Source organism: uncultured Veillonella sp., from assembly GCF_963534045.1.
Taxonomy (GTDB): Bacteria; Bacillota; Negativicutes; order Veillonellales; family Veillonellaceae; genus Veillonella.
Map to the genome: position 1 here is coordinate 1 of NZ_CAUSQT010000023.1, position 22,549 is coordinate 22,549.

General features: G+C 40.7%; 21 protein-coding genes. 3 read left to right on the top strand and 18 right to left on the bottom strand.

The window, feature by feature from the left end:
• Window positions 1-4 precede the first annotated feature (4 nt).
• From trpA to RYP29_RS05370, 7 genes are all read right to left on the bottom strand, one after another.
• Window positions 5-796 (bottom strand): tryptophan synthase subunit alpha, encoded by a 792-nt coding sequence (gene trpA, locus RYP29_RS05340; protein WP_301834689.1) that lies wholly within the window; start codon window positions 794-796, stop codon window positions 5-7.
• Complete coding sequence (gene trpB, locus RYP29_RS05345) at window positions 789-1,982, bottom strand: tryptophan synthase subunit beta (protein ID WP_311532565.1); 1,194 nt, start codon at window positions 1,980-1,982, stop codon at window positions 789-791. Before trpB ends, trpA begins: the two co-directional genes overlap by 8 nt.
• 5 nt (window positions 1,983-1,987) lie before the next feature.
• Window positions 1,988-3,418, bottom strand: coding sequence for a bifunctional indole-3-glycerol-phosphate synthase TrpC/phosphoribosylanthranilate isomerase TrpF (trpCF, locus tag RYP29_RS05350; RefSeq protein ID WP_311532566.1), 1,431 nt, complete (start codon window positions 3,416-3,418; stop codon window positions 1,988-1,990).
• Between the two features lie 3 nt (window positions 3,419-3,421).
• Entirely contained in the window at window positions 3,422-4,432 is a 1,011-nt protein-coding gene (trpD, locus tag RYP29_RS05355; RefSeq protein WP_311532567.1) for an anthranilate phosphoribosyltransferase, read from the bottom strand.
• A gap of 508 nt (window positions 4,433-4,940) precedes the next feature.
• Window positions 4,941-5,507, bottom strand: coding sequence for an aminodeoxychorismate/anthranilate synthase component II (locus RYP29_RS05360; protein ID WP_311532568.1), 567 nt, complete (start codon window positions 5,505-5,507; stop codon window positions 4,941-4,943).
• Window positions 5,507-6,976, bottom strand: a complete 1,470-nt coding sequence (locus RYP29_RS05365; RefSeq protein ID WP_311532569.1) for a chorismate-binding protein — start codon at window positions 6,974-6,976, stop codon at window positions 5,507-5,509. The genes RYP29_RS05360 and RYP29_RS05365 overlap by 1 nt, the downstream gene beginning before the upstream one ends.
• A gap of 400 nt (window positions 6,977-7,376) precedes the next feature.
• Window positions 7,377-8,309, bottom strand: coding sequence for a DUF805 domain-containing protein (locus RYP29_RS05370; protein WP_311532570.1), 933 nt, complete (start codon window positions 8,307-8,309; stop codon window positions 7,377-7,379).
• A gap of 350 nt (window positions 8,310-8,659) precedes the next feature.
• Here RYP29_RS05370 and RYP29_RS05375 point away from each other — a divergent pair, with 350 nt between their 5' ends.
• Window positions 8,660-9,838, top strand: a complete 1,179-nt coding sequence (locus tag RYP29_RS05375) for an MFS transporter (protein ID WP_311532571.1) — start codon at window positions 8,660-8,662, stop codon at window positions 9,836-9,838.
• A 78-nt stretch (window positions 9,839-9,916) separates the two neighbouring features.
• On the opposite strand, the gene RYP29_RS05380 is transcribed toward RYP29_RS05375, so the two are convergent.
• On the bottom strand, window positions 9,917-11,161 hold the full coding sequence (locus tag RYP29_RS05380; protein WP_311532572.1) for a Zn-dependent hydrolase: 1,245 nt from the start codon (window positions 11,159-11,161) through the stop codon (window positions 9,917-9,919).
• Window positions 11,162-11,316: 155 nt separating this feature from the next.
• Here RYP29_RS05380 and RYP29_RS05385 point away from each other — a divergent pair, with 155 nt between their 5' ends.
• Both RYP29_RS05385 and RYP29_RS05390 read left to right on the top strand, forming a co-directional pair.
• Complete coding sequence (locus tag RYP29_RS05385) at window positions 11,317-11,505, top strand: hypothetical protein (protein ID WP_311532573.1); 189 nt, start codon at window positions 11,317-11,319, stop codon at window positions 11,503-11,505.
• On the top strand, window positions 11,498-12,109 hold the full coding sequence (locus tag RYP29_RS05390) for a Fic family protein (protein ID WP_311532574.1): 612 nt from the start codon (window positions 11,498-11,500) through the stop codon (window positions 12,107-12,109). The genes RYP29_RS05385 and RYP29_RS05390 overlap by 8 nt, the downstream gene beginning before the upstream one ends.
• Window positions 12,110-12,181: 72 nt before the next feature.
• Here RYP29_RS05390 and RYP29_RS05395 read toward each other — a convergent pair whose 3' ends face one another.
• The 10 genes from RYP29_RS05395 to RYP29_RS05440 form a co-directional block, all read right to left on the bottom strand.
• On the bottom strand, window positions 12,182-13,123 hold the full coding sequence (locus RYP29_RS05395) for a DMT family transporter (RefSeq protein WP_311532575.1): 942 nt from the start codon (window positions 13,121-13,123) through the stop codon (window positions 12,182-12,184).
• Between the two features lie 45 nt (window positions 13,124-13,168).
• Window positions 13,169-14,071, bottom strand: a complete 903-nt coding sequence (locus RYP29_RS05400) for an EamA family transporter (protein WP_311532576.1) — start codon at window positions 14,069-14,071, stop codon at window positions 13,169-13,171.
• Window positions 14,072-14,075: 4 nt separating this feature from the next.
• The gene (locus tag RYP29_RS05405) at window positions 14,076-14,552 is read right to left on the bottom strand and encodes a YhcH/YjgK/YiaL family protein (RefSeq protein WP_311532577.1); all 477 of its coding nucleotides are present in this window, start codon (window positions 14,550-14,552) and stop codon (window positions 14,076-14,078) included.
• 279 nt (window positions 14,553-14,831) lie between these two features.
• Window positions 14,832-16,898, bottom strand: coding sequence for an elongation factor G (gene fusA / locus RYP29_RS05410; protein ID WP_311532578.1), 2,067 nt, complete (start codon window positions 16,896-16,898; stop codon window positions 14,832-14,834).
• 123 nt (window positions 16,899-17,021) lie between these two features.
• Window positions 17,022-17,687 carry a hypothetical protein gene (locus RYP29_RS05415; protein ID WP_311532579.1) on the bottom strand — a complete coding sequence of 222 codons (666 nt, stop codon included), beginning with the start codon at window positions 17,685-17,687 and terminating at the stop codon, window positions 17,022-17,024.
• A 121-nt stretch (window positions 17,688-17,808) separates the two neighbouring features.
• Window positions 17,809-18,945, bottom strand: a complete 1,137-nt coding sequence (gene hydE / locus RYP29_RS05420) for a [FeFe] hydrogenase H-cluster radical SAM maturase HydE (protein WP_311532580.1) — start codon at window positions 18,943-18,945, stop codon at window positions 17,809-17,811.
• Entirely contained in the window at window positions 18,932-19,657 is a 726-nt protein-coding gene (locus tag RYP29_RS05425; protein WP_311532581.1) for a YaaA family protein, read from the bottom strand. The genes hydE and RYP29_RS05425 overlap by 14 nt, the downstream gene beginning before the upstream one ends.
• The gene (locus RYP29_RS05430) at window positions 19,635-20,246 is read right to left on the bottom strand and encodes a hypothetical protein (protein ID WP_301836455.1); all 612 of its coding nucleotides are present in this window, start codon (window positions 20,244-20,246) and stop codon (window positions 19,635-19,637) included. Before RYP29_RS05430 ends, RYP29_RS05425 begins: the two co-directional genes overlap by 23 nt.
• A gap of 186 nt (window positions 20,247-20,432) precedes the next feature.
• Window positions 20,433-21,692, bottom strand: a complete 1,260-nt coding sequence (locus tag RYP29_RS05435) for an Nramp family divalent metal transporter (RefSeq protein WP_311532582.1) — start codon at window positions 21,690-21,692, stop codon at window positions 20,433-20,435.
• An 18-nt stretch (window positions 21,693-21,710) separates the two neighbouring features.
• Window positions 21,711-22,445 (bottom strand): hypothetical protein, encoded by a 735-nt coding sequence (locus RYP29_RS05440; RefSeq protein ID WP_311532583.1) that lies wholly within the window; start codon window positions 22,443-22,445, stop codon window positions 21,711-21,713.
• Between the last annotated feature and the right edge of the window lie 104 nt (window positions 22,446-22,549).

Sequence of the window (22,549 nt, forward strand, 5' to 3'; positions counted from 1 at the left end):
TGTATTATGCACCAGCCTTTAAAACGGCTTGCTTCATAGATTGTACATAATCAAACAATGCTTGGTCTGCATGTTCACCATGTTCTGCCACGATTTTTACAATAGCAGAACCTACGATAGCACCATCGGATACGCGAGCCATAGCTTCCGCTTGTTCTGGTTTGGAAATACCGAAACCAACGGCTACAGGAATATCCGTGTATTTGCGAATCGTTTCAACGATGGACTTAATATCCGTCTTGATTTCGCTACGCATGCCTGTAACACCAAGGGAAGAAACGCAGTACACAAAGCCTTCAGCATCTTTTGCAATCATTTCAATACGGTTTTCAGATGTTGGAGCGATCAAGGATACTACTTCAACACCGTGTTTATTAGCGATGCTAGCAAGTTCCCCTTTTTCTTCAAATGGCATATCTGGCACGATAACACCGGAGATGCCAACCTCTTCGCAGAGGGTAAAGAATTTTTCACGACCGAATACATAGATTGGGTTCAAGTAGGTCATGAACACGAATGGAATAGTCACTGCATCTTCGCCAGTACGCAAACGGCGTACCATATCAAAGATGTCGTGAATTTTTACACCTGTAGATAGAGCCCGTGTGCTGGCTTCTTGGATAACTGGGCCTTCCGCTGTTGGGTCCGAAAACGGAATACCGATTTCCACCATGTCAGCGCCGGCTTTCACCATAACGCGAATATACCGTTCTGTATTCTCAATACCATGGTCACCAGCACTGATAAACGGGATGAATGCCTTGCCCTTTGTGAAAGCGTCTTTAATTTTACTCATGAAGATCCACCCCTCTGTATTTCGCCATAGCCGCTACGTCCTTATCGCCACGACCAGATAAACAAATAATAATGATATCGTCCTTACTCATTGTAGGAGCGATTTTACGTGCATGTGCCACCGCATGCGCACTTTCAATAGCAGGAATAATACCTTCTAAGCGAGATAAGTATTCAAATGCATCTACGGCTTCATCATCTGTAACAGGTACGTATTCAGCACGGCCACTGTCGCGCAAATACGCATGTTCAGGACCAATGCCAGGATAATCAAGGCCTGCAGAAATGGAATATACCGGTGCGATTTGACCATCTTCGTCTTGACAGAAATAAGATTTCATGCCATGGAAGATACCTACCGTACCATTCGCCATCGTAGCCGCGTTCATATCTGTATCTACACCATGACCAGCAGCTTCACAACCGATGAGGCATACACCTTCATCAGGGATGAAGTTATAGAACATGCCCATCGCATTGGATCCACCACCAACGCAAGCCATAACAGCTGTTGGCAATTTACCTTCTACTTCTAGGATTTGCTCACGCGCTTCACGGCTGATAATGGATTGAAAATCGCGGACAATCATAGGGAATGGATGTGCGCCCATAACAGAGCCCAATACATAGTGAGTATCGGACATACGGTTTGTCCATTCGCGCATAGCTTCGGATACAGCATCTTTCAACGTACTAGTGCCTGTTGTTACAGGATGTACCTTTGCACCTAATAACTCCATACGATATACGTTGAGCGCTTGACGTTCGCAGTCCTCAGCGCCCATGAATACTTCGCATTCCATGCCCATCAACGCAGCCACAGTAGCTGTTGCTACACCGTGTTGACCAGCCCCAGTTTCAGCGATAACGCGTGTTTTACCCATTCGTTTTGCCAACAACATTTGGCCGATTACATTATTCAATTTGTGTGAACCAGTATGGTTCAAATCTTCACGTTTCAAATAAATTTTGGCACCGCCGAGGTCCTTTGTCATGCGGTCCGCATAATACAAAAGTGACGGACGACCTGTATATTTTTTATGTAAATCCTCAAGTTCGCGTACGAATTCTGGATCATCTTTGTACTTGTTGTACGCCTCTTCCAATTCGATGACTACATTCATCAATGTTTCTGGCATAAATTGACCACCAAAGGCGCCAAAATAACCATGTCTTTGTTCACTCATATAACTTACCTTCCTATACTATTCACAATCTTGGTGAAAGCTGTAATCTTCTCATCGTCCTTCACACCATTTGTTTCAATACCACTACTAATATCGATACCATATGGGCGAACCGTACGAATGGCACGGGCCACATTGGTACTGTCGATACCACCAGCCAGCATAAATGGACGTTCAAATGTATCTAAGCAAGACCAGTCGAAAACATCTCCTGTTCCGCCTCGCTCGTTTTTATGATACGCATCAAACAACAGCATATCTGCACTGCTATCAATCCACGCCTCTGCATCTGCCGCACGTCGGATTTGGACAGCCTTCCAAACCTCTACATTAGTACGTTCTTTTAAGGATTGGATGAAAGCTTCATCTTCATCGCCATGCAATTGCACAACATCTAGATTGGCTTCATTAGCAATGGTAACGAGATTGTCTATTGTTTCATTTACAAAAACGCCGACCGTTTTAATGGATACCGTGTTATTTTGTTCTTTGCATTGATTATGTAATGCTTCAACGAGCCTCTTAGCTGGCTCAACAGTAACTTGTCGTTTGCTCGGTGCAAAGACAATACCCATGTAATCTGGTTTTGCTTCTACTACAGCAGGGATTGTGTCCACCTTGGAGATACCACACATCTTAACCTTCGGTGTGTAGTAGGTGGGGCCATAGAGATATGCCAATTTCTCAATCTTATTAGGAGAGCGCATAAAGGTTTCCCCCATCAAGGCTACGCCGATGTTGTTATCGCGCAATACTTGGATATCCTCTGGTGTTTCTAGACCGCTTTCAGATACGAAGATTACATCGTCTTGAACGAGATTGCGCAAGCGTACACTGTTTTGTACATCTACCGTAAAGTCTTTCAAATTACGGTTATTAACACCAATAATGCGAGCCCCACAATCGATGGCCATTTGTACTTCCTGTTCGTCATGAGCCTCTACTAAAGAGGACAAGCCAAGAGAATCAGCTAACTCACGGAACGTTGTCAATGTAGGCACATCGAGGCATGCACAAATTAATAGGATTGCACTAGCGCCCCACACCTTCGCTTGGTAGATTTGGTATTCATCGATGATGAAGTCCTTACGAAGTACAGGAATTTTTACGGTACTAGCGATTTCTTGTAAATATTTTTTATCCCCTTTAAAGAAGTCTGGCTCCGTCAATACAGAGATGGCTGCTGCCCCTGCTACTTCATATTCTTTGGCGATGTCTAAATATGGAAAATGTTCAGCGATAATACCTTTTGAAGGGGACGCCTTCTTTACTTCACAAATAAAGTTAAAGTCTTGTTGACGAAGGGCTGCTTCAAAAGGAAAGCCTGTATCAGATGGTAACGCCAAAGCCGCTGCTTTCACAGCCTCAGGCGTTTCCACCTTTTTTTCTTGAGCTACCCGAACCTTGGTAGCCTCTACAATCGTGTCTAAAATCAATGGTTACACCTCTTGTGTTGCTTTCACAAACTGTTCCATTGTAGCAAGAGCCTTGCCAGAGTCAATCATGTTTTTCGCCTCTTCAATGCCCTCTGCTAATGTAATGCCATCTTTTGCAAGGTAAATCGCCATACCAGCGTTAAGAAGAACGGCTGTGCGTTTACCACCTTGCTCACCACCTAGAACACGGCGTGTAATCTCAGCATTTACAGTAGCATCGCCACCTTCAAGCTCAGTTTTATCAGCATATTCGAAACCATATTCTTTAGGATCGAATTCGTAGCTTGTGAAAGTACCATTGTTAATTTCGCATACGTATGTTTTGTTAGTTGCCGTAATCTCATCAAGGCCGTCGAAGCCGTGCACCACAGCACCGCGTTTAACGCCAAGGTTAGCCAATACATGAGCCAATGGCTCTACCAAAGATTTATCGTACACGCCCATCAACTCTACAGTAGCACCGGCTGGGTTCGCCAAAGGTCCAAGGATGTTGAATACGGTACGAACGCCTAATGCTTTACGTACAGGGCCTGCATATTTCATAGCTTGGTGGTATACAGGAGCAAACATGAAGCACATATTCGCTTTATTAAGAACTGCTTCGTTTTGTTCGCCGTTAAGCTCTAATTTAGCGCCCAATGCTTCAATCAAGTCAGCCGCGCCACATTTACTAGATACACTGCGGTTACCATGTTTCGCTACAGGAATACCTGCGGCAGAAATGATAAAACCAGATGTAGTAGAAATGTTGAACGTATTAGCCTCGTCTCCACCAGTACCTACGATTTCCACAACAGTACCTTCATGAGGCACAGAACCAGCCTTCTCGCGCATAACCTCAGCGAAAGCCGTAACCTCATCTACAGTAGGGCCTTTCGCTGCAAGAGCGCACAAGAAACCAGCCATAGGAACCTCAGCTACGTCTCCGCTCATAATTTTATTCATTGTATCTTTAGCAAGGTCATAAGATAAATCTTGACCATGGGTTACTTTATATAATGCTTCTTGGATCATTTATAACTCCTTACTTGTTGTTCATTTTGCCTCTGTTCAACGATAATAGGGCATAGACTCTCATTCATATCGCTTGTGGATTCACAGGAACCTATTCCCTCCACCGGCCGGGTCTGACTACGGCCTGCGGCCTTCGCAGGGCCAAAGTCGGGACTAGAACCCTGTGAATCCACAATAACGTTACTACATTTAGTTCTCTATATGCCCTACTACCCGCTAAAACCACTATCAAAATGAACAACAATTAAATATTTAAAAATGTTTCTGCAGCGCTGGGAAGGAGAACGGCTATGCCGTTCTCTTCCCTTTACGTTTAGGGAAACAAATAATTCGCAATTTTTATTAAAAGTGGTTATGGGACCGGATTTGGACTTAAATCAAGATAGTAGTCGAGATGGTGGTTCTAAAACGACTTTGGCCCTGTCCCGAAGGGACAGATCTGGCCGGTGGAGGCTTTAGGGCCTCCATCTCGACTACAAACGTATATAAGACAATACCGGTCCTGGTACTACTTAGATAAGAAATTGCGAATCATTTGTTCCCCATTTGGTGTCATGATAGATTCCGGATGGAATTGCACGCCATAGATTGGGTAGTCTTTATGTTCTACGCTCATTACTTCGCCGTCATCGGTAATGGATGTAACGATAAGTTCGCTTGGCATAGTTTCGTCAATGATAGCCAAGGAGTGGTAGCGAGCCACTTCAAATTGTTCTGGTATACCTTTGAGAATTTTAGATGGGTGTACTTGTTTGGCTACGCTTTGTTTGCCGTGCATAACTTTTTTTGCGTAAGAAACGGTGCCGCCGAATACTTCGCCGATGGCTTGGTGACCAAGGCATACGCCGAGGATTGGAAATTCACCTTTGCATTCGCGCAATAGGTCTTCGTATACGCCCGCATCAGCTGGTCTGCCAGGTCCTGGTGAAAGTATCACGTAATCGGGTTTCAAAGCACGAATTTCTTCAACTGTTAATTCATCACTGCGGATGACTTTAATATCTGGATCGATAGAGCCTACCAATTGGTATAAATTGAAGGAGAAGCTATCGTAATTATCTATAAGGAGTACCATTATTCTACCTCCTGTGCATCTGTAATTGCGGAAATCATGGATTGGCCTTTGATCAAAGTTTCATTGTATTCACTAGCAGGTACGCTATCGCGAACAATACCAGCACCAGCGCGAACATAAACCTTGCCACCTTTATTCATAGCCATGCGAATACCGATACATACGTCCATGTTACCGGAGAAATCGATGTAGCCTACAGCACCGCCGTATACGCCGCGTGGACTTTTTTCAAGCTCATGTAAAATCTCGATAGCACGGATTTTAGGCGCCCCAGATAATGTGCCTGCTGGCAATGTAGCACCGATGGCATCCAGTGCATCTTTACCGTCTTGAATGTCACCGCTTACAGTAGATGTAATATGAATTACGTGAGAGAAACGTTGCAACATATGTAACGCCTCAACTTTTACAGAGCCAAATTTAGCAATTTTACCCAAATCGTTACGACCAAGGTCAACAAGCATATTATGTTCAGCCAATTCTTTTTCGTCGTTGATGAGTTTTTCCTCTATGGCATGGTCCTCCGCTTCCGTTTTACCGCGTCGCATAGTGCCCGCAATTGGGAATGTGTACATCTTGCCATCCGTCAATTTTACCAATGTTTCTGGAGAAGCACCTGTAAGCTCTACATCGCCACCAGATAGGTAGAACATGTATGGAGATGGGTTCAACGTACGCAATACGCGGTACGCATTTAACAAGCTACCATCGAACTCAGCTTCGCGGCGGTTAGATACAACACATTGGAAGATATCCCCTTCCTTGATGTAGTGCTGTGTCTTTTTAACAACGGCTTCAAACTCATCCTTTGTGAACTCAGAGGTAAACTCTGTTTTAAGAACGCCTTTTGGTACATTCGCCTCTTTGCCGTTTATAACAAGATCAGCTAATGCTTTTAACTCAAGCTCAGCCTTGTTGTAGTTACGTTCTAAATCGTTTGTGCTGATGTTAGCAATCAAGTAGATTTTATTTTTATAATGGTCGAAAGCGATAACCTTATCAAAAAGCATAAGGTCAACATCGTTTACCATGGCAGAGTCATCATCTGGTGTTGGGAAGTCCAATGTTGGCTCAATGTAGCGAATGTATTCGCAAGCAAAGTAACCTACAAAGCCGCCTGTGAAGGTTGGCAACTCTTCTAAGCGAGGGCTTTTATATTGGCTCAAAATATTGCGAATCTCTGCAGCAGGATCAGAGCACTCAAAGGTACGTGTTGTACCATCTTTAATAGTCATTTTATGATTTTTGCAGAATAGCTCAATCTTAGGATCGTAGCCTAAGAAGGAGTAACGGCCCCAATGATTACTATTATCCGCACTTTCAAGCAAGTACGTATGACTGCTCACTTGTTTTAACGCTTTCAACACGCTAATCGGTGTGCGTACATCGGATAAGATTTCCATATATACAGGTACGATATCGTAGCCCGGTGCGATAGCTTTCACACGGTCTAAACTAGGAAAAATCATGAGAACCTCCATCTGGCGTTTGCCAATAAAAAAACTCGCCCATGACAATATAACGTCAAGGACGAGTTTATAGTTCTATTATTACAATGTGATTGTATGTGCTATAAATCGCGGTACCACCTTGTTTGAATGCAATGCATTCCCCTTTCGCAGGATACTAACATATCCCTCACGACTAACGCTCGTGTGACGTCGCACCATACTAGGAATGAAGGTTCATTCTGTTCCATGCGCCCTCGGTGGTCCATTTAATAAGCTGCGTACTACGGGTTCTCAGCTAATCCCGCTCTCTGTGAGTGCATTTCCTATTTTTATCTCCACCTCATCGGTTTCTTTCAGGCGAGTATAAAATTATAATCTGATTATAATGTTTCTATAGAATAAAAGTCAAGGAGATTTCTTAACTTTCAATATGCCAAGATTTTTTTAACAAAAGATGATAACTGACAAAAATATTGATATACGGAATGCAAAGTCCAATTATCCATAAACCGCTTAATAGAGAATCGTGAAGTCTACGTATACCTAGTGTAATCATCGCTAAAGCTGGCCATATCAGGATAGCCATAAATCCCCAACGTGGTATATAAAGAGGTATACCACACTGAACAATTAACGATACTACGGCTATAGCCATATTCATAATAATATCCATAAATATGCGAGTTCCTACAAGGCCAACTCCAAAAGCCGATATGGACGTCCTGCCCTTAACATCAAAGAGCTTAGCAAACAAAACTTCCCATATACAGCTACAAACATAGTCTAATGTACCCGCTTTCTTATCTTTACTAATAGTTGAGCTTCGAGCATAAGAAATAATATAGTTATTATATCTATCTCGCCCTTCATCTAAGCCATACTTATTAGAATCCGGTACACTAAGAGGCAACGCAAAGCAAGCCAAGATAAAATACTGCCAGAAAAATCCGTCCCAATAAAAGCTTGCATTTATAAAGGTTTCGGATATAGATTCCCAACTGAAACTCATCCCCCAATATACCCACAAACTTAGGTATGCTATGGGAACCAAGATCATATACCACAAGGATGAACCACAGTCATTCAATCTACGTTTGAGTAAAAAAATAGTTACAACTATATGTATAATCTGCAAACTCCCAAAATAAATATATGACAAATATGTACTACCTTGAAAGGGAACATCGTGAACAAATTCTTCCAATACAACAATTAGAAAGTATGCTAAAAATTTACTGCACATTAAACCAAGCACAGCCCATAAAAATGCCAATCGGCCTATACGTTGATTTACTCGCAATATTTCTATATTTTGTTTAAATAGTGAAAGTTCATTATCTAACCATATCAAAATAATTTTCTCCTAACTACTTCACACTCAGAGAGTTGCTTGCCCCATAACACACTTATAATAACCTCTACAATTAAGAACTAGCATAACTGAGACTGCAATTATCATATCAAAATTAACAGTTTCCATATTTGCCCCTTTTATTGTTCTATCATACCAAGTTTTCTATCTATTTTAATATGAATACTTAAAATTGAATATACTAGGCCCTAATTCATGGTACATCAAATTATTTATATTGTTTTCCTCTATTTATAAATAGTATACTGAAATTATTAAGCTTATCAACTTAGCCTATTAGAACAAGGCCAAAGTAGAATATCAATCATTCAAAATTAAGGAGGGATATTTTGGAAACATGGAAACGAACGGTATACATCAGTTTAGTCTGTGTATTCTGTACATCCTTTGGGGTTAGCCAATTAGGCCCAATCCTGCCCCTCTATTTTCATGATTTGGGTGTAAACACGCCAGAAGGGATGTCCTTATGGTCTGGCTTAGCTACAGGGATTACATTTCTTATTGTTTGCTTGGCTGCTCCATTTTGGGGTCGTCTTGCCGATAGAAAAGGGCGCAAAATAACATTAATTCGATCTAGCTTTGGTATGGCTCTCTGTAATGTATTAATCGCCTTTCAAACAACGCCAGAAGGGGTTGTTCTCATTCGCTTAATCCAAGGTTTAGTCAGTGGTTTTTACTCAGCAAGCATTACCTTAATAGCCTCAGAATCTCCCATTGAACGGACTGGCTGGGCCTTAGGTCTATTGGCATCGGCCAACCTAGCAGGGTCGCTCATTGGACCATTATTAGGTGGATACATCGCAGATACTGTGGGCATTCGTAATGATTTTATTATCGTCGGCATCCTCATGGGCTTAGCCGGTGTATTAGCCACGGCATTCATCCATGAAAATTATGTACCAAAGCCTAATATAGAAAAATTGTCTATCAGTAAATTAAAGGAACAAATTCCTGAATTTAGTAGTATTGTAGCACTATGTGTGGCCTCCTTTATCTATGCTATCTGCATCATGTCCTTACAACCTGTTATTTCTGTATATATCAAGGGCATTGTACCGAGCAATACCGAAAATTTAGCATTTATTGCAGGCGCCGTTTTCTCCGCTATGGGTATTGCTCAACTTATGAGTAGCTCTCCACTAGGTAAATTGGTTGATAAAATTGGCCCTCGTAAAGTGTTGGTAGTTTCGCTTATTTATGTGGGATTATTCAATATTCCTCAAGCGTATGTTACAGACGTTTACCAACTAGCGCTCATTAGATTCCTACAAGGCTTTGGGTTAGGCGGTATGCTTCCTGCATTAAATACATATCTATCCTCCAAAACGCCTAGAGAATTTACGGGACAGGTTTTCTCCTATAATCAATCTTGTTTGTTCTTTGGATATTTCCTTGGTGCCATAGGCGGTTCTAGTCTTATGGCTCTACTAGGCTTTACTACACTATTCTGGGTAAGTGGTGGATTATTCATCCTCAGTGCCCTATGGATTGCCTTTAAACTAAAATAAAATACTATAACAAAAACCTTCAACCTATGGTAATAAATGTTCTCCATACATCTGCCATCATGGTTGAAGGTTTTTATATTAATCTAATGTATTGCTAACTAGACTTATATTCTTTATGACATTTTCTAATACTTCCGCGCCTACTACTATGTCATTCATAGCAGCAAACTCTGCCGGATTATGACTGATGCCATCACGACAAGGAATAAATATCATCCCTGTAGGCGCTACCTCAGTCCAATGCATGGCATCATGACCGGCTCCACTTGGCATAGTCATATAGTCTATACCTACAGACTTAACTGCCTCTTCAATTTCTCGTATCATGGCCGGATGCATCGCTACAGGATGATCCTGTGCAATAGGCTCAATTGTATAAGATAAGCCTCTTTTTTCTGCAATAACTTCAATTAACTCTTTAATAAGAAATACCACAGAATCTCGAGCTACCTTTGATATACTTCGAATATCTACACCGAGTTTTACAGAACCAGGAATTACATTCATAGCACCTGGCACAACTTCAGCAATACCGACGGTGCCTACTACAGGCGGTTCCTCTTGCATCGATGTTACCTCTTCAATACCGAGGATAATTTTTGAGGCTCCACACAATGCATCATGACGCAAATTCATCGGCGTGGCACCGCTATGATCTGCATTACCGCAAATGGTCACATAGAATCGTTCAGGTGCGGCAATGCCAGATACAATACCAATCTGTTTCTGTTCATGTTCCAACACTTTACCTTGTTCAATATGCATTTCTATAAAAGCTTTTACAGGCTGATTATATGCCATACTTTCAATATCATCAGGATGCAATTTACGCTCTTTCAACGCATCGTATAAGGATATGCCTTGTTTATCGACTAATCGGTGTAAATCATTTAATGTCAATTTGCCGCGCATAGCCTTGCTCCCCAATGTAGCAGCACCAAAGCGGCTAGACTCTTCACACATAAAATCCACTACAGCAATAGTATGGTCATGTTCAAAACCATCATCTATTATGCTACGTACTACCTCAATGGCTGATAAAACACCAGCTACACCATCATAATCGCCCCCATTAGGTACACTATCTGTATGAGAGCCAACCATTACGACTGGTAAATCAGGATTCGTACCAACCTTATAACCAATAACATTACCAAATCCATCTAACTCTACATCAAGGCCCGCATCAGTCATGCGATCTATAATATATTGACGCCCTTCCCAATCTGCATCGGTGAAAGCAAGGCGATTAATACCTTCCCCAAGTCCAGTTAATCGTGCCATAGCATCAAAATCTTTTTGTAAGCGTTCTTTTTGTATCATCTGTAGCCTCATATACTGAATAACATCATATATCTTATTATCTGTTCATATACATTTACTATAGGAATAGATATGTAAATAGTCAACCAAATGATAGATATACACAGAATTAAAAGACTGACTATGATATAATAGTAATAATAAAGGAGGTTCCTATGACATTAAATGTAAGCAAAGAAAAACTCACTATTTTAGATGTACAATTTGACAACTTTGAAGACTTTGATGCAGTTTGGTATGCCATAGGTTCATCTATGATTGAGGACTTTATACCTACTACTGAATCTGTTCTAGAATTAAAAAACTATGTTGTAAATAGAAGAAAGGAACTACAATTTGGCTAAAAACCAATACGAAGGTTACCAATATATAGATTTAGATAATCTCTATACCTATGAAAACTCAACGGTTTTAATAAATAAACAAAATATTCTAGACCCTAACTCAGCTAAAAATAATGAGCATCTACATGTATCAAAGCGGCTTACAGATTTATACATACAGCCGATTTTAGTATATTCCACTGATGATATACAAAAAATTCATAAATATCTTTTTCAAGACGTTTATTCTTGGGCAGGCCAATATAGAAGAGTTAATATCTCTAAAAGCGGAAATCCTTTTATGTCGATTCAATCATTTAACTCTGCCGAGGAATACATAAATGATTTACTCAATACATATCATCAAAAGGTCAACACAAAAGAATGTATTATTCGCTCACTGGCTAAAATTTTAGATTCTCTAAACTTCTTCCACCCTTTCAGAGAAGGGAATGGTCGAACACAACGTGAAGTAATTCGAGTATTGGCTATATCAAAAGGGTACCGAGCACAAATCCGTGTTTCCGATGATGATATCATATATAATACCTATATGGATGGTACGGTATATGGAGACTTACAAAAACTAGAGAATTTATTTGAATTAATATTAGAAAAAATATAATATATTACCGCTATAACAACAAAACACATATGTCACGATACTTAACTATCGAGCATATGTGTTTTTCTATGCTTATATTACTTCTTCCTTATTCAATTTCTCTAATACTTCTCTCTTAATTTGTCGTTGTCTATCCCAGGCAATGATAAACACTGTGGCAATGATACAAATCATACCAAAGATGCCCACCAAGGTGAATTCATTGCCTAAAAGAGCCCACCCAAATAATGCGGCCGAGATTGGTTCTAATGATGAAAGAATCGATCCTTGTACGGCACCGATACGGCGCACACCTTCGATATACGCATTAAAGGATACAACTGTACCAAGTATGATAATCGTAAATAACCCGATCCAAATCATACCGTCCCAAATGGCTTCTGATGCCACTTGGCGAAATACGATACACGCCAAAATACCGGATATAAACATACCAAAGCCAACGATAGATGATGTACTGTATTTCTTTAAGAGTTCAACGGGTTCCAATGTATAAACACAAATACTAGCCGCCGAAATGAGTCCCCAAAATAAAGCATCTGCATTAAAGGCAGATAGATCCAATCCCTTTTGCATGATAATACACACCGTACCAATCATAGCGAGGGCCACGCAACATAGTTCTGGAAGCGATGGCTTTTTAAAATATCTTATAAATAGATAAACAATCAGCATTGTTGGCGCTACATATTGAAGAACAGTAGCAACACCTACACCTGAAATGGCGATAGCTCTAAAGTAAGTATATTGTGCTAAAGCAATACCGAGTATGCCAAATATGAGTAACTTACCGAAGTCTTTTGGATTTTTAAATATATTAAAAATACGCATTCCATCCTGCACATAAGCGAGTAGAATCGTCAATAAACCGGCTACCAGCAAGCGCACCTCTAATAGCCACTCTACGTTTAAATGCTTGGCATTTTCAAGAAATTGTACTGATGTACCTGAAAGCCCCCATAATAGGGCCCCCATAATGGCGAGGCCCATGCCTATCCACTGTTTTTCGTCCATACGCCCTCCACATAAGGATTGATGAGTATTACAAAGAGTTAGGCCTTAAGATGATTGGCCTCGTTTTTCTAAGGCAATAATAATAACAGTAGCAATAATCATAGCCATTCCTAGAATACCAACCCAGTTAAATTGATTGCCTAACAAAGCCCATCCAAAGAAAGCTGCCGAAATCGGTTCGATGGATGACAAAATCGATCCTGGGACGGCACCAATGCGTTTAACTCCTTCAAGGTACGCATTAAATGACACGATGGTGCCAAGAAAAACTACATTAAAACAGCCTACTACAGTCCATGCATCCCACGTCGCATACGAATGTGGCTGATGGAAAAGCACAGCTGCCACGAGACCACTGAGAAGCATACCAAAACCTACGATGGGAATCGTCCCATAGGTTGCTAATAATCGCACTGGGGAAACACTATATACGGCAACACCCACAGCAGATAGTAAGCCCCAGAATAACACGTCACTGCGGAAACTTTCAAAAGAAAAGCCATTATTACCCATCAAGCAAATGGTGCCTGCTAAGGCAAGGATAACGGATATGATTTCTCCAGTCGAAGGCCGTTTGCCATAACGCACCAGCAAATAAATGATAATCATGGACGGTGCCAGGTATTGTAGCACCGTTGCAATGCCTGCACCAGCGATGACGATGGAACGAAAATAGGTATATTGGCATAAAGCCATACCAAATACGCCGAATACAACGAGGCCAAGCGTATCTCGCCAATTGCGAAATACATTAAAAATCGCATTGCCTTGACGAATCCATTCATATAATACGGTTAAAAGTCCAGCTGTGATAAGGCGCATCGTCAAGAGCCATTCTAGGTTCATATTACGAAAATTACCTACGAATTGTACAGACGTACCTGACACGCCCCATAAGGTGGCCCCTAATAATGTTAATATAATGCCGATAATTTCATATCGTTTCATGATGCTACTCACCTAATAAAGACACATGCACCTTTACAACAACCTTACGAATTTTAATAGGCTTATCATCAACTGCCAATAACGGACGATGGATATCCGCTGGAAAGAATACCGTATAGTACCCTTCTGGACAGTAGATTTGCCCTTCATCTATCGATTCATTAGGATAGAAATAACAATCTCGTTCAGGATAAGATTCAATTGGTTTTACGCGACCATGATCTACAAAAAAGCCCATATTCTCTTGACCCTTCACCATAAACTGAATATCTACATAGTTTTTATGTGATTCAGGTTTCGTAGTTTCAAACAATTTTGTTTCTACATCATCCACATTGGCGTACATCATATCCCCTTCGATGGCATGACGACCACCAGGTAATGCTTGTAAATCGGTATTTTTTAAGAAATCAAGAGCGCGAACGATGGCCGCAGGATACCCCATCTTTGTATAATCTGCATGTATACTGGAGAAAAACATAACTATATCCTTTCTATAGGAACCATACTGCATAGACATACTATACTAAAATACAATATTAATACGATCTATATACCTCTATCGTAGCATATAAAAAGCTTAGCTTCCACACATGATTATATAAATACAAACCCTCCATACGCTACATATATGGAGGGTCAGTAAAATACTATTCAGTTTTATGACTTACGTCAAGACTGTTATACATATGAAATTGTATATTTAGTTGTTACTTACATGTTAACTCTTATTCGAATTAACTACGTGGACAATTTTACATTACTCTTTGTCCTTAAAAGCAGCGATGATTTCATCAGCTTGCTTATGAGGAACCTCTTCATAACTATAGAACTGACGATTAAATACGCCTTGTCCTTGTGTCATAGAGCGCAAAACAGTAACATAATCTGACATTTCTGCCAACGGTACTTGCGCTTTAACAACGGATATACCAGTTCTTTCACTTTGTTCCATGCCTAATACACGACCTCGACGACTATTTAAATCGCCCATGATGTCACCCATGAAAGCATCTGGTGCAAACACGTTAACTTCATAGATTGGTTCTAATAGGACTGGTTTCGCCTTTGGAATTACATCCTTGATAGCCTGTGACGTAGCTACTTTAAATGCTAACTCTGAGGAGTCTACACTATGGTAAGATCCATCCAAGAGTGTCACTTGCACGCCAATCATAGGATATCCCGCAATTAAGCCTTTTTCTAGGGTTTCTCTGGCACCCTTTTCCACTGCTGGTATATATTGTCTTGGTACAGCACCACCAAAAATCTTGTCTACAAAGGCAAATTCTTGACCATCATATAATGGATCAACTTGAATTTTAACATGTCCATACTGACCATGACCGCCACTTTGTTTTTTATATTTCGATTCTGTTTCTGCAGATCCTTTAATTGTTTCACGGTATGGAATATATGGTTTTACAAGTTTCGCTTGTACGCCGTATTTACGGTCCATCTTGTTAAGGATATGTTCTAAGTGCACTTCGCCCATGCAGTCAATTTGCAATTGGCGAGCTTCCGGATTTTTCACAACTACACAAGTTGGATCTTCTTCGGCTACTTTTAACACAGCACTAGCTAATTTTTCCTCTTCACCTTTCTTCATAGCTTCCATAGCTACTGTATATAGAGGTTGAGGGAAACGAATCGCATCGTACTTCACCTTAAAATCAGGAGCTGTTAAGGTATCACCTGTTTTTGCATTGGCCAATTTCGGTATCACTACGATATCGCCAGCTTTTGCAGCAGTCACTGGAATTTGTTGCTTCCCGATAAGGGTAACCATCTTATTCCATTTTTCCTCAGTTCCTTGATTAACGTTGAACAGCTTATCACCTTCTTTGAGTTCACCAGAGAAGATGCGTACAAAGCTTTGTTTGCCTGCGAATGGGTCAAGCAATGTTTTAAACACGAATGCGGTTAGGGGTTTATCCACATGCACTACAACTGGTTCACCAGTGTCTGCTGATTCAGCAGTCATTACTTTTTTAGCTGCATCTGGCATATACCGAATCATTCTGTCTAATACTTGATCTAAGCCAATACGGGATGTGGCACTACCACACATGATTGGACACACACGGCCTGTAATCATCCCTTCGCGTAGACCTTGACGAATTTCTTCTAATGAAAGTTCTTCGCCTTCTAAATATTTTTCCAACAATTCATCGCTACCTTCAGCCGCGGCCTCTACGGTCATTTCCCGTATTTCTTGGGCCTTTTCGATAAGATGAGCCGGTACAGCAATCTCTGTTGGTTGGCCGTCTTTGTAAGTAAACGCAGTCATTTTGGCTACGTCTATTACGCCTTCAAAATTGGCACCTTCGCCAATCGGAATTTGGAGTGGCATAATCGCCTTACCAAATAGTTCACGCATACGTTCAATAGTACCAAAGAAGTCAGCACCATCAACGTCCATTTTATTGATAAATGCCATACGTGGCATTTGTAATTCAACAGCATAATCCCAAGCGCGCACCGTATCTGTTTCAACGCCAGTCGTTGCAGATAATACCATAAGCATGCCATCACAAGCACGCAATGCGGCACGAACTTCACCATGGAATTCATTGTAGCCCGGTGTATCAATAAAGTTAACCTTATGGTCATGCCATTCACAAGGGGCCATACCCAATTGAATCGTTACATTCCGTTTAATCTCTTCTGGCTCAAAGTCCATAATATGTTTGTTATCTTGACCACGGCCAACAAAATCAACAGCACCAGAGGTTAATAACAAGGATTCTACTAAAGCAGTTTTCCCTGCCCCATCATGGGACACCACAGCTACATTACGAATCTGATCACTACTATATTCTTTCATCGGAATCGCCTCCTTATGTGAAACTTTGAGTTCTTGATATATGATTTCGACGTAATAATATAAAAATCCTCTTTTTCCGAAAAAATATTTATCGAAAAAAGAGGATTTTTTATAATAATGAAATTATCGACCTACCAAGGCTGCACAGCCACCAAAAAGAGCCATGAAAATAAGCGAGATAACGATGAAGATAACAGATGTTACGATGCCGGCAATGAATACTTTCATCTTAGTCAGCATAGTTTGTCTTGCCATCAATTCTAAGCCAACCCAAATAGATAAAACAAAAATTACTAGAGAACCTAAGCTAGAAATAAGATTGGATAATGTAGAACTGCCGAACAAACCACCGAAGATAGCCATTAAAATGAAAACAATTGTATACACACAGGTACATAATAATACTTCATAACCTTGTAGATACCATTGAACCTTCATAACAGATTGTACATCGTCAGTACCGCCCATTTTTACAGCCACCCAGTTAAATACATAGGAGCCGACAGCCACCATAACAAAGGACCAAATGATACTAGCAATATAGGCTAAAATGAAAAAGAAACCTACGCCAGCCCCAAGGAGCATGCCCATAACAGAAAATTCGCTTCTAGGAAGCAACGGGAGTAATAAAGCCCCGAATAAGCCCATCAAGATGTAAGGAATAGCCCATAAGAGCGCCGTTCCTAAGAAGCCCTTTTTCAAGGTACCATGCTGTACAACTTGATCGATACCGCCCTTAAATGGTTGGGTCAGTAGATTCCAAAAATCGGAATACCATTTTGTTTCCATAAAATCACCTCATATAATAAAACAAAATAAACTATGTTTTTATTATATATGGATTTTATTTATCTTTCTACATAAATATAACAATTATAAACAATTTAATCGATAATCTATGTTAGTGTGATTAAAACGACCCTGTCCGTTTACCGTAATGCTTGGAATCCCCATTTTGCTTCCACCCAACGGTATCGCCGATGGACATAACGCGACGGGTCAAGCAGTCTTTACATTTATCGGCATTATCATCCACGCATGGTTTATTATCATATAGCAAATATTTGGCACGGTGTTCAGGGATGGTAATGATAGGCATCAAAATATTAGCACCTGCAGCGAGTCCTTTTTCACGACCCAATGGATCCAATGCTTGTAACGCCGTGGTAGCTGCTATATTTACGTCTTTTAAGAATAGACGCGTTAAGGCAATCATCTTGAGCCCCAATTGAATGCGACGCAATTTACCTTCTTCATCATCGATGCCCATTGCTAACGCCTCTTGGCCTAATGGCGTATCATGATGTACTACATACGGTCCCATACCGATCATATCGATATCCATATCACGATAGAACAAGATATCGTTTACAAGGTCTTCTTCGGTTTGTCCAGGCAGACCAATCATAACACCTGTACCCACTTGGAAGCCTACGCGGCGCAAGCGGCGCAAACATTCAACGCGAGTTTCAAAGGAATGTAGTTCATCGCGAGGATGAATTTTGTGATATAGCTCTTTATTCGTCGTTTCAATGCGCAATAGATAACGGCTAGCACCGGCTTCACGCATACGACGGTACGCTTCTTCACTTTGCTCCCCTACGCACATCGTAATGCCTAGAGAACCATCGCCGATAGCTTTAATATCGCGGATAAGATCTACCACATAATCAACAAATACGTCATCACATCGTTCCCCAGATTGAAGCGTAATAGAACCATATTCATGGTCATAAGCCCACTGCGCCATCTTGATAATATCTTCACGATTCATATCAAAACGTTCCGTCTTATCATTTTCGCGGCGAATACCACAGTAATTACAGTTTTTAATACATCGGTTCGAGAACTCGATGAGGCCACGATAGTACGCCACAGGCTGTACATATCTCGCCTTCACTTCGTAAGCCTTTTTATAGATTAACTGCAACTGTTCTTCATCAGTTACAGACATGAGAAATCTTAGCTCATCCTCTGTTAGCCATTCATCGCCAACGAGGTCTTTTGCGAGAATATCTTGCACTTGCAAACAATCACTTCCTTTCATAACGAACCGTCATCGATTCGCTTGGTATGGTAATGGATTCAATATCTGTAACGCAGATAAATCCATTAATTTCACGTGGCAAATCCCGCACATGTTTCACTTGCTCCGTCAAACATGCATGAGCCATCATGCCACGACTCATTTTAGAGGACGTACTCATCTGTTTATATGTGTCTCCTCGTAATTCCCAAAACTCAACGGTTACCACCTTCGGATGGTTCACCATTTTCGCATATTCTTTAGACGCTAGGTTTAGAATCCAATCTTCCTTGTGAAAGTATGCATCCACCGCTTCACGCCAAGTTTCATATAGATTAATGCCCACCTTATCGACCATATCTAATCGATAATCTCTAACGCCCATTGTAGGCTCTACAACGCCATATAACGCAGACATTATAACGAGATGATTTTTGCCAAAGTTCTTCGCCTCATCAGATAGTCCTGTCCAATCCAAGTATTTAAAGGCAATACCATCGTAGCTTTCACAAGCAAAACCTACAGGATGAGACTCAAACTCTTGATAAAAATCAAAGAGCGCTTGTGCTTTATCTTCCTTTAATTTTAAGGCCTTGCCAAGTGCTACTACGTCGAGAGATTGTACATGTTTTACAATCTCTTGAGTAATATGAGGCTGGAATTGACCATCACGGACCGCAACTGCAGTATCAGGAATCGTTTTTGTCTTACTAGGAGAGAGGACGATTTTCATTGGATAATTCCGCCTTGATACTTTCCTCTGTCAAATTATCGATAAGATCTGGGTTCCACAACATGAGAGGAACTGCCACAACGTGACTGGCTTTCATTTCTTTACATAATTTAACGCATTCCGCCAAATAAGGAGATTCATTATCGTGAATATCGCAGATGATAACTACATGGCGCCCCTTAAGATTAACCCCTTCATAATCGATGCTTTCACCAGACACCGTAAGCAAACCGGTTTCCAAACGACCTTCACTCATATCATTTACGCGAGACATTAAAATATGCTCAAGCATAGTAGATACAGGTGTTACAACAGGGCCTGTACCAACGAGGGCCTCTGGTTGAGCATGAACGATAACGGTTTTCTTGCGTTTGTCCGTTCTAAACTCCATGAGCGCATGTTCTAATGCAGAGAAAAATACGAATAATTGCCAAGGATCTAATGATCCTGTTTGAAACATATCGATAATAGCGCCATCCTCTTCAATATTAAGGCGCGCCAATAATTCTTCTGCAATGTCGTGAACGACCTCTTTATAATCAGATTGTAAAGGTGCATTTAATTCATTCATTTCTTTTTCTGTTGCCATGAAATCCTCCCGAAAACATATATAAACTGCTATACTAGCAAATTAAATTCTATTCTTTATTGTACCATATTTCACAGTCTTATACGTTACTACAACTACATTTCTTCAATCTATTTTGTCTGTATTCCATATAAATAAAACACCGCCTATTTCTGTGAAAGCTTTCACAAAAACAAGCGGTATATATTAGCCTATAACCAATAAGTAAATATTCATCAATGTTACGATAATACCAATGCCCCAAAGGACAACCCCTGTAAATCGACGGTTCGTATAAGCACCCATCACACGACGGCTACTCGTCATATATAATTGTAAGAATATAGTAATCGGCAATTGTAAGCTCAAAAACATTTGCGAAACGAGCAATGCTTGAAAGGAATCCGTAATAAACAGGATCAATAATAGTGCTGGAATATATGTTAACCCCAATCCCAAGCGACTATGAAAGTCCTTCATCTCATAGGACTCGCCAAACATACCGGCAAATATGCTCGCCCCAGCCATACCAGCCGTCGCCGATGATGCAAGGCCTGCAAATAGCAAGGCCAACGCAAAGATGGTACCTGCAGCAGGTCCAATTAAAGGTCTCAACAATTCCTCTGCCTGTTCTAATTCGGTAACAGTAATGCCATGACTAAAAAATACGGCCGCTGCCAATAGAATCATAGCGGAGTTAATCATCCAACCAATGCCCATAGACAACAATGTATCTGCGAATTCATATCGCAATTGTCGATGCATAATCTCCTTATCTTGTCGATTAAACTGACGACTTTGAATGACCTCGGAATGCAAAAACAAATTATGAGGCATAACGACAGCCCCTAAGATACTCAAGATAACGAGCATCGATTCGTTAGGTATGCTCGGATTGACCCAGCCAATACCCGCTGCAGCCCAATTGACATCGACCATATTGACCTCCACGAGGTAGGCCAATGCGATAAGAGATACAAACCCAGCTATGATGCGTTCTAATTTGCTATAGGAGTTTGTAATGAGCATAATTGTGCATACGATAGCTGTTAATACGCTACCGATAACGAGAGGAATGCCGAAGAGCATCTTTAATGCGATAGCAGCGCCAATAAATTCTGCCAGCGCCGTTGCTACGGCCGCAATTCCTGCTGTACTGAGCACCGTACGAGATAACCATTTCGGTAGGAATTCATAAGCACATTCTGCTAGGCATTGCCCCCTGACAATCCCCAAATGGGCCACATTATGCTGCAATAAGATGAGCATAAGCGTAGATAATGTTACAACCCATAATAATTCATAACCATAACTAGCACCGGCTGCTAAGTTGGCAGCCCAGTTGCCAGGATCGATAAATCCGACGGTTACAATAATACCCGGTCCGATATATTTAAATACTTCACTAACATGTTGTTTGCCATTCTGATGGACGGTAAACAACTTATTTTTAAGAAAATTAATCATGTTGTTCCCTTACAGGGATTATAGAGTGAACGTCATTTCTGTTTGTACACGCGCATCTGCTTTAGATTTACCATTCTTGGAACCTGTATAGCGAATACGAACATCACCGTTAGTCTTTACACGAGAATCATCAATCTTGAATTTCTTCATTTTTTCCTTGATTTGTTCATCTGTTAACGCTCGTTCTTTTGGCTTAGCTACTTCATCAGTAGCCGCATCAAGAGATTCTTGTTGTGCTTCAGATACTTTAACAGCTTTACCAGATTTCTTAACTCGTTTTTCATCTAATTTTTGACGGCGTTCTTCAGTGATTTTCTTATCTCGTTCAATACGATAATCCATGACATCACGCATGTTTTCTTGGTAGATACGCAATGCAAATTGACGATCATTGTCGTTCATTTGTTCCCGTTTTTCTACGACTTCGTCAAGTAACGGCATCAATTCATCCTTTGTATAGCTAGTGCTATCATCGAATGTAAATCCATGTGTGTCCGTAATAGCCCCATGTTTTACCAGAGTCTTTAATGCTTTGTAGGTCCAATCATTTGGTGTAATAAGATTGGCATTGCCAGGATGTGCAGCAGATACTACTTTAACATCATCAGTACTCATACCATCTACCACGGGACGGGCACTAGGAATTGCGAAGTCTTCTGCATGGGCCACACCAAAGGATGCCACCAAACAAAGGGTCCCAATACTAAGGACGCGACGAATCATCGACAAACGACGTGTATATTGTGTATTCATAAAAGTCTCCTTAAATTAAATTTTATACAATTCATTATAAGCAATCAGATATGAATACGTCAACTCTATCCCCATTTCTTACACTGTATGGTTAATAAAAAAGA

What these genes read in the sequence shown, in the direction of transcription:
- RYP29_RS05385 (WP_311532573.1), top strand. Translation starts at nt 11,317, where the DNA reads ATGACATTAAATGTAAGCAAAGAAAAACTCACTATTTTAGATGTACAA.
- RYP29_RS05430 (WP_301836455.1), bottom strand. Translation starts at nt 20,246, where the DNA reads ATGGCAACAGAAAAAGAAATGAATGAATTAAATGCACCTTTACAATCT.
- RYP29_RS05435 (WP_311532582.1), bottom strand. Translation starts at nt 21,692, where the DNA reads ATGATTAATTTTCTTAAAAATAAGTTGTTTACCGTCCATCAGAATGGC.
- RYP29_RS05440 (WP_311532583.1), bottom strand. Translation starts at nt 22,445, where the DNA reads ATGAATACACAATATACACGTCGTTTGTCGATGATTCGTCGCGTCCTT.
- RYP29_RS05415 (WP_311532579.1), bottom strand. Translation starts at nt 17,687, where the DNA reads ATGGAAACAAAATGGTATTCCGATTTTTGGAATCTACTGACCCAACCA.
- RYP29_RS05380 (WP_311532572.1), bottom strand. Translation starts at nt 11,161, where the DNA reads ATGATACAAAAAGAACGCTTACAAAAAGATTTTGATGCTATGGCACGA.
- trpB (WP_311532565.1), bottom strand. Translation starts at nt 1,982, where the DNA reads ATGAGTGAACAAAGACATGGTTATTTTGGCGCCTTTGGTGGTCAATTT.
- fusA (WP_311532578.1), bottom strand. Translation starts at nt 16,898, where the DNA reads ATGAAAGAATATAGTAGTGATCAGATTCGTAATGTAGCTGTGGTGTCC.
- RYP29_RS05400 (WP_311532576.1), bottom strand. Translation starts at nt 14,071, where the DNA reads ATGAAACGATATGAAATTATCGGCATTATATTAACATTATTAGGGGCC.
- hydE (WP_311532580.1), bottom strand. Translation starts at nt 18,945, where the DNA reads ATGAAAGGAAGTGATTGTTTGCAAGTGCAAGATATTCTCGCAAAAGAC.
- RYP29_RS05365 (WP_311532569.1), bottom strand. Translation starts at nt 6,976, where the DNA reads ATGATTTTTCCTAGTTTAGACCGTGTGAAAGCTATCGCACCGGGCTAC.
- RYP29_RS05425 (WP_311532581.1), bottom strand. Translation starts at nt 19,657, where the DNA reads ATGAAAATCGTCCTCTCTCCTAGTAAGACAAAAACGATTCCTGATACT.
- trpD (WP_311532567.1), bottom strand. Translation starts at nt 4,432, where the DNA reads ATGATCCAAGAAGCATTATATAAAGTAACCCATGGTCAAGATTTATCT.
- RYP29_RS05405 (WP_311532577.1), bottom strand. Translation starts at nt 14,552, where the DNA reads ATGTTTTTCTCCAGTATACATGCAGATTATACAAAGATGGGGTATCCT.
- RYP29_RS05360 (WP_311532568.1), bottom strand. Translation starts at nt 5,507, where the DNA reads ATGGTACTCCTTATAGATAATTACGATAGCTTCTCCTTCAATTTATAC.
- RYP29_RS05395 (WP_311532575.1), bottom strand. Translation starts at nt 13,123, where the DNA reads ATGGACGAAAAACAGTGGATAGGCATGGGCCTCGCCATTATGGGGGCC.
- trpA (WP_301834689.1), bottom strand. Translation starts at nt 796, where the DNA reads ATGAGTAAAATTAAAGACGCTTTCACAAAGGGCAAGGCATTCATCCCG.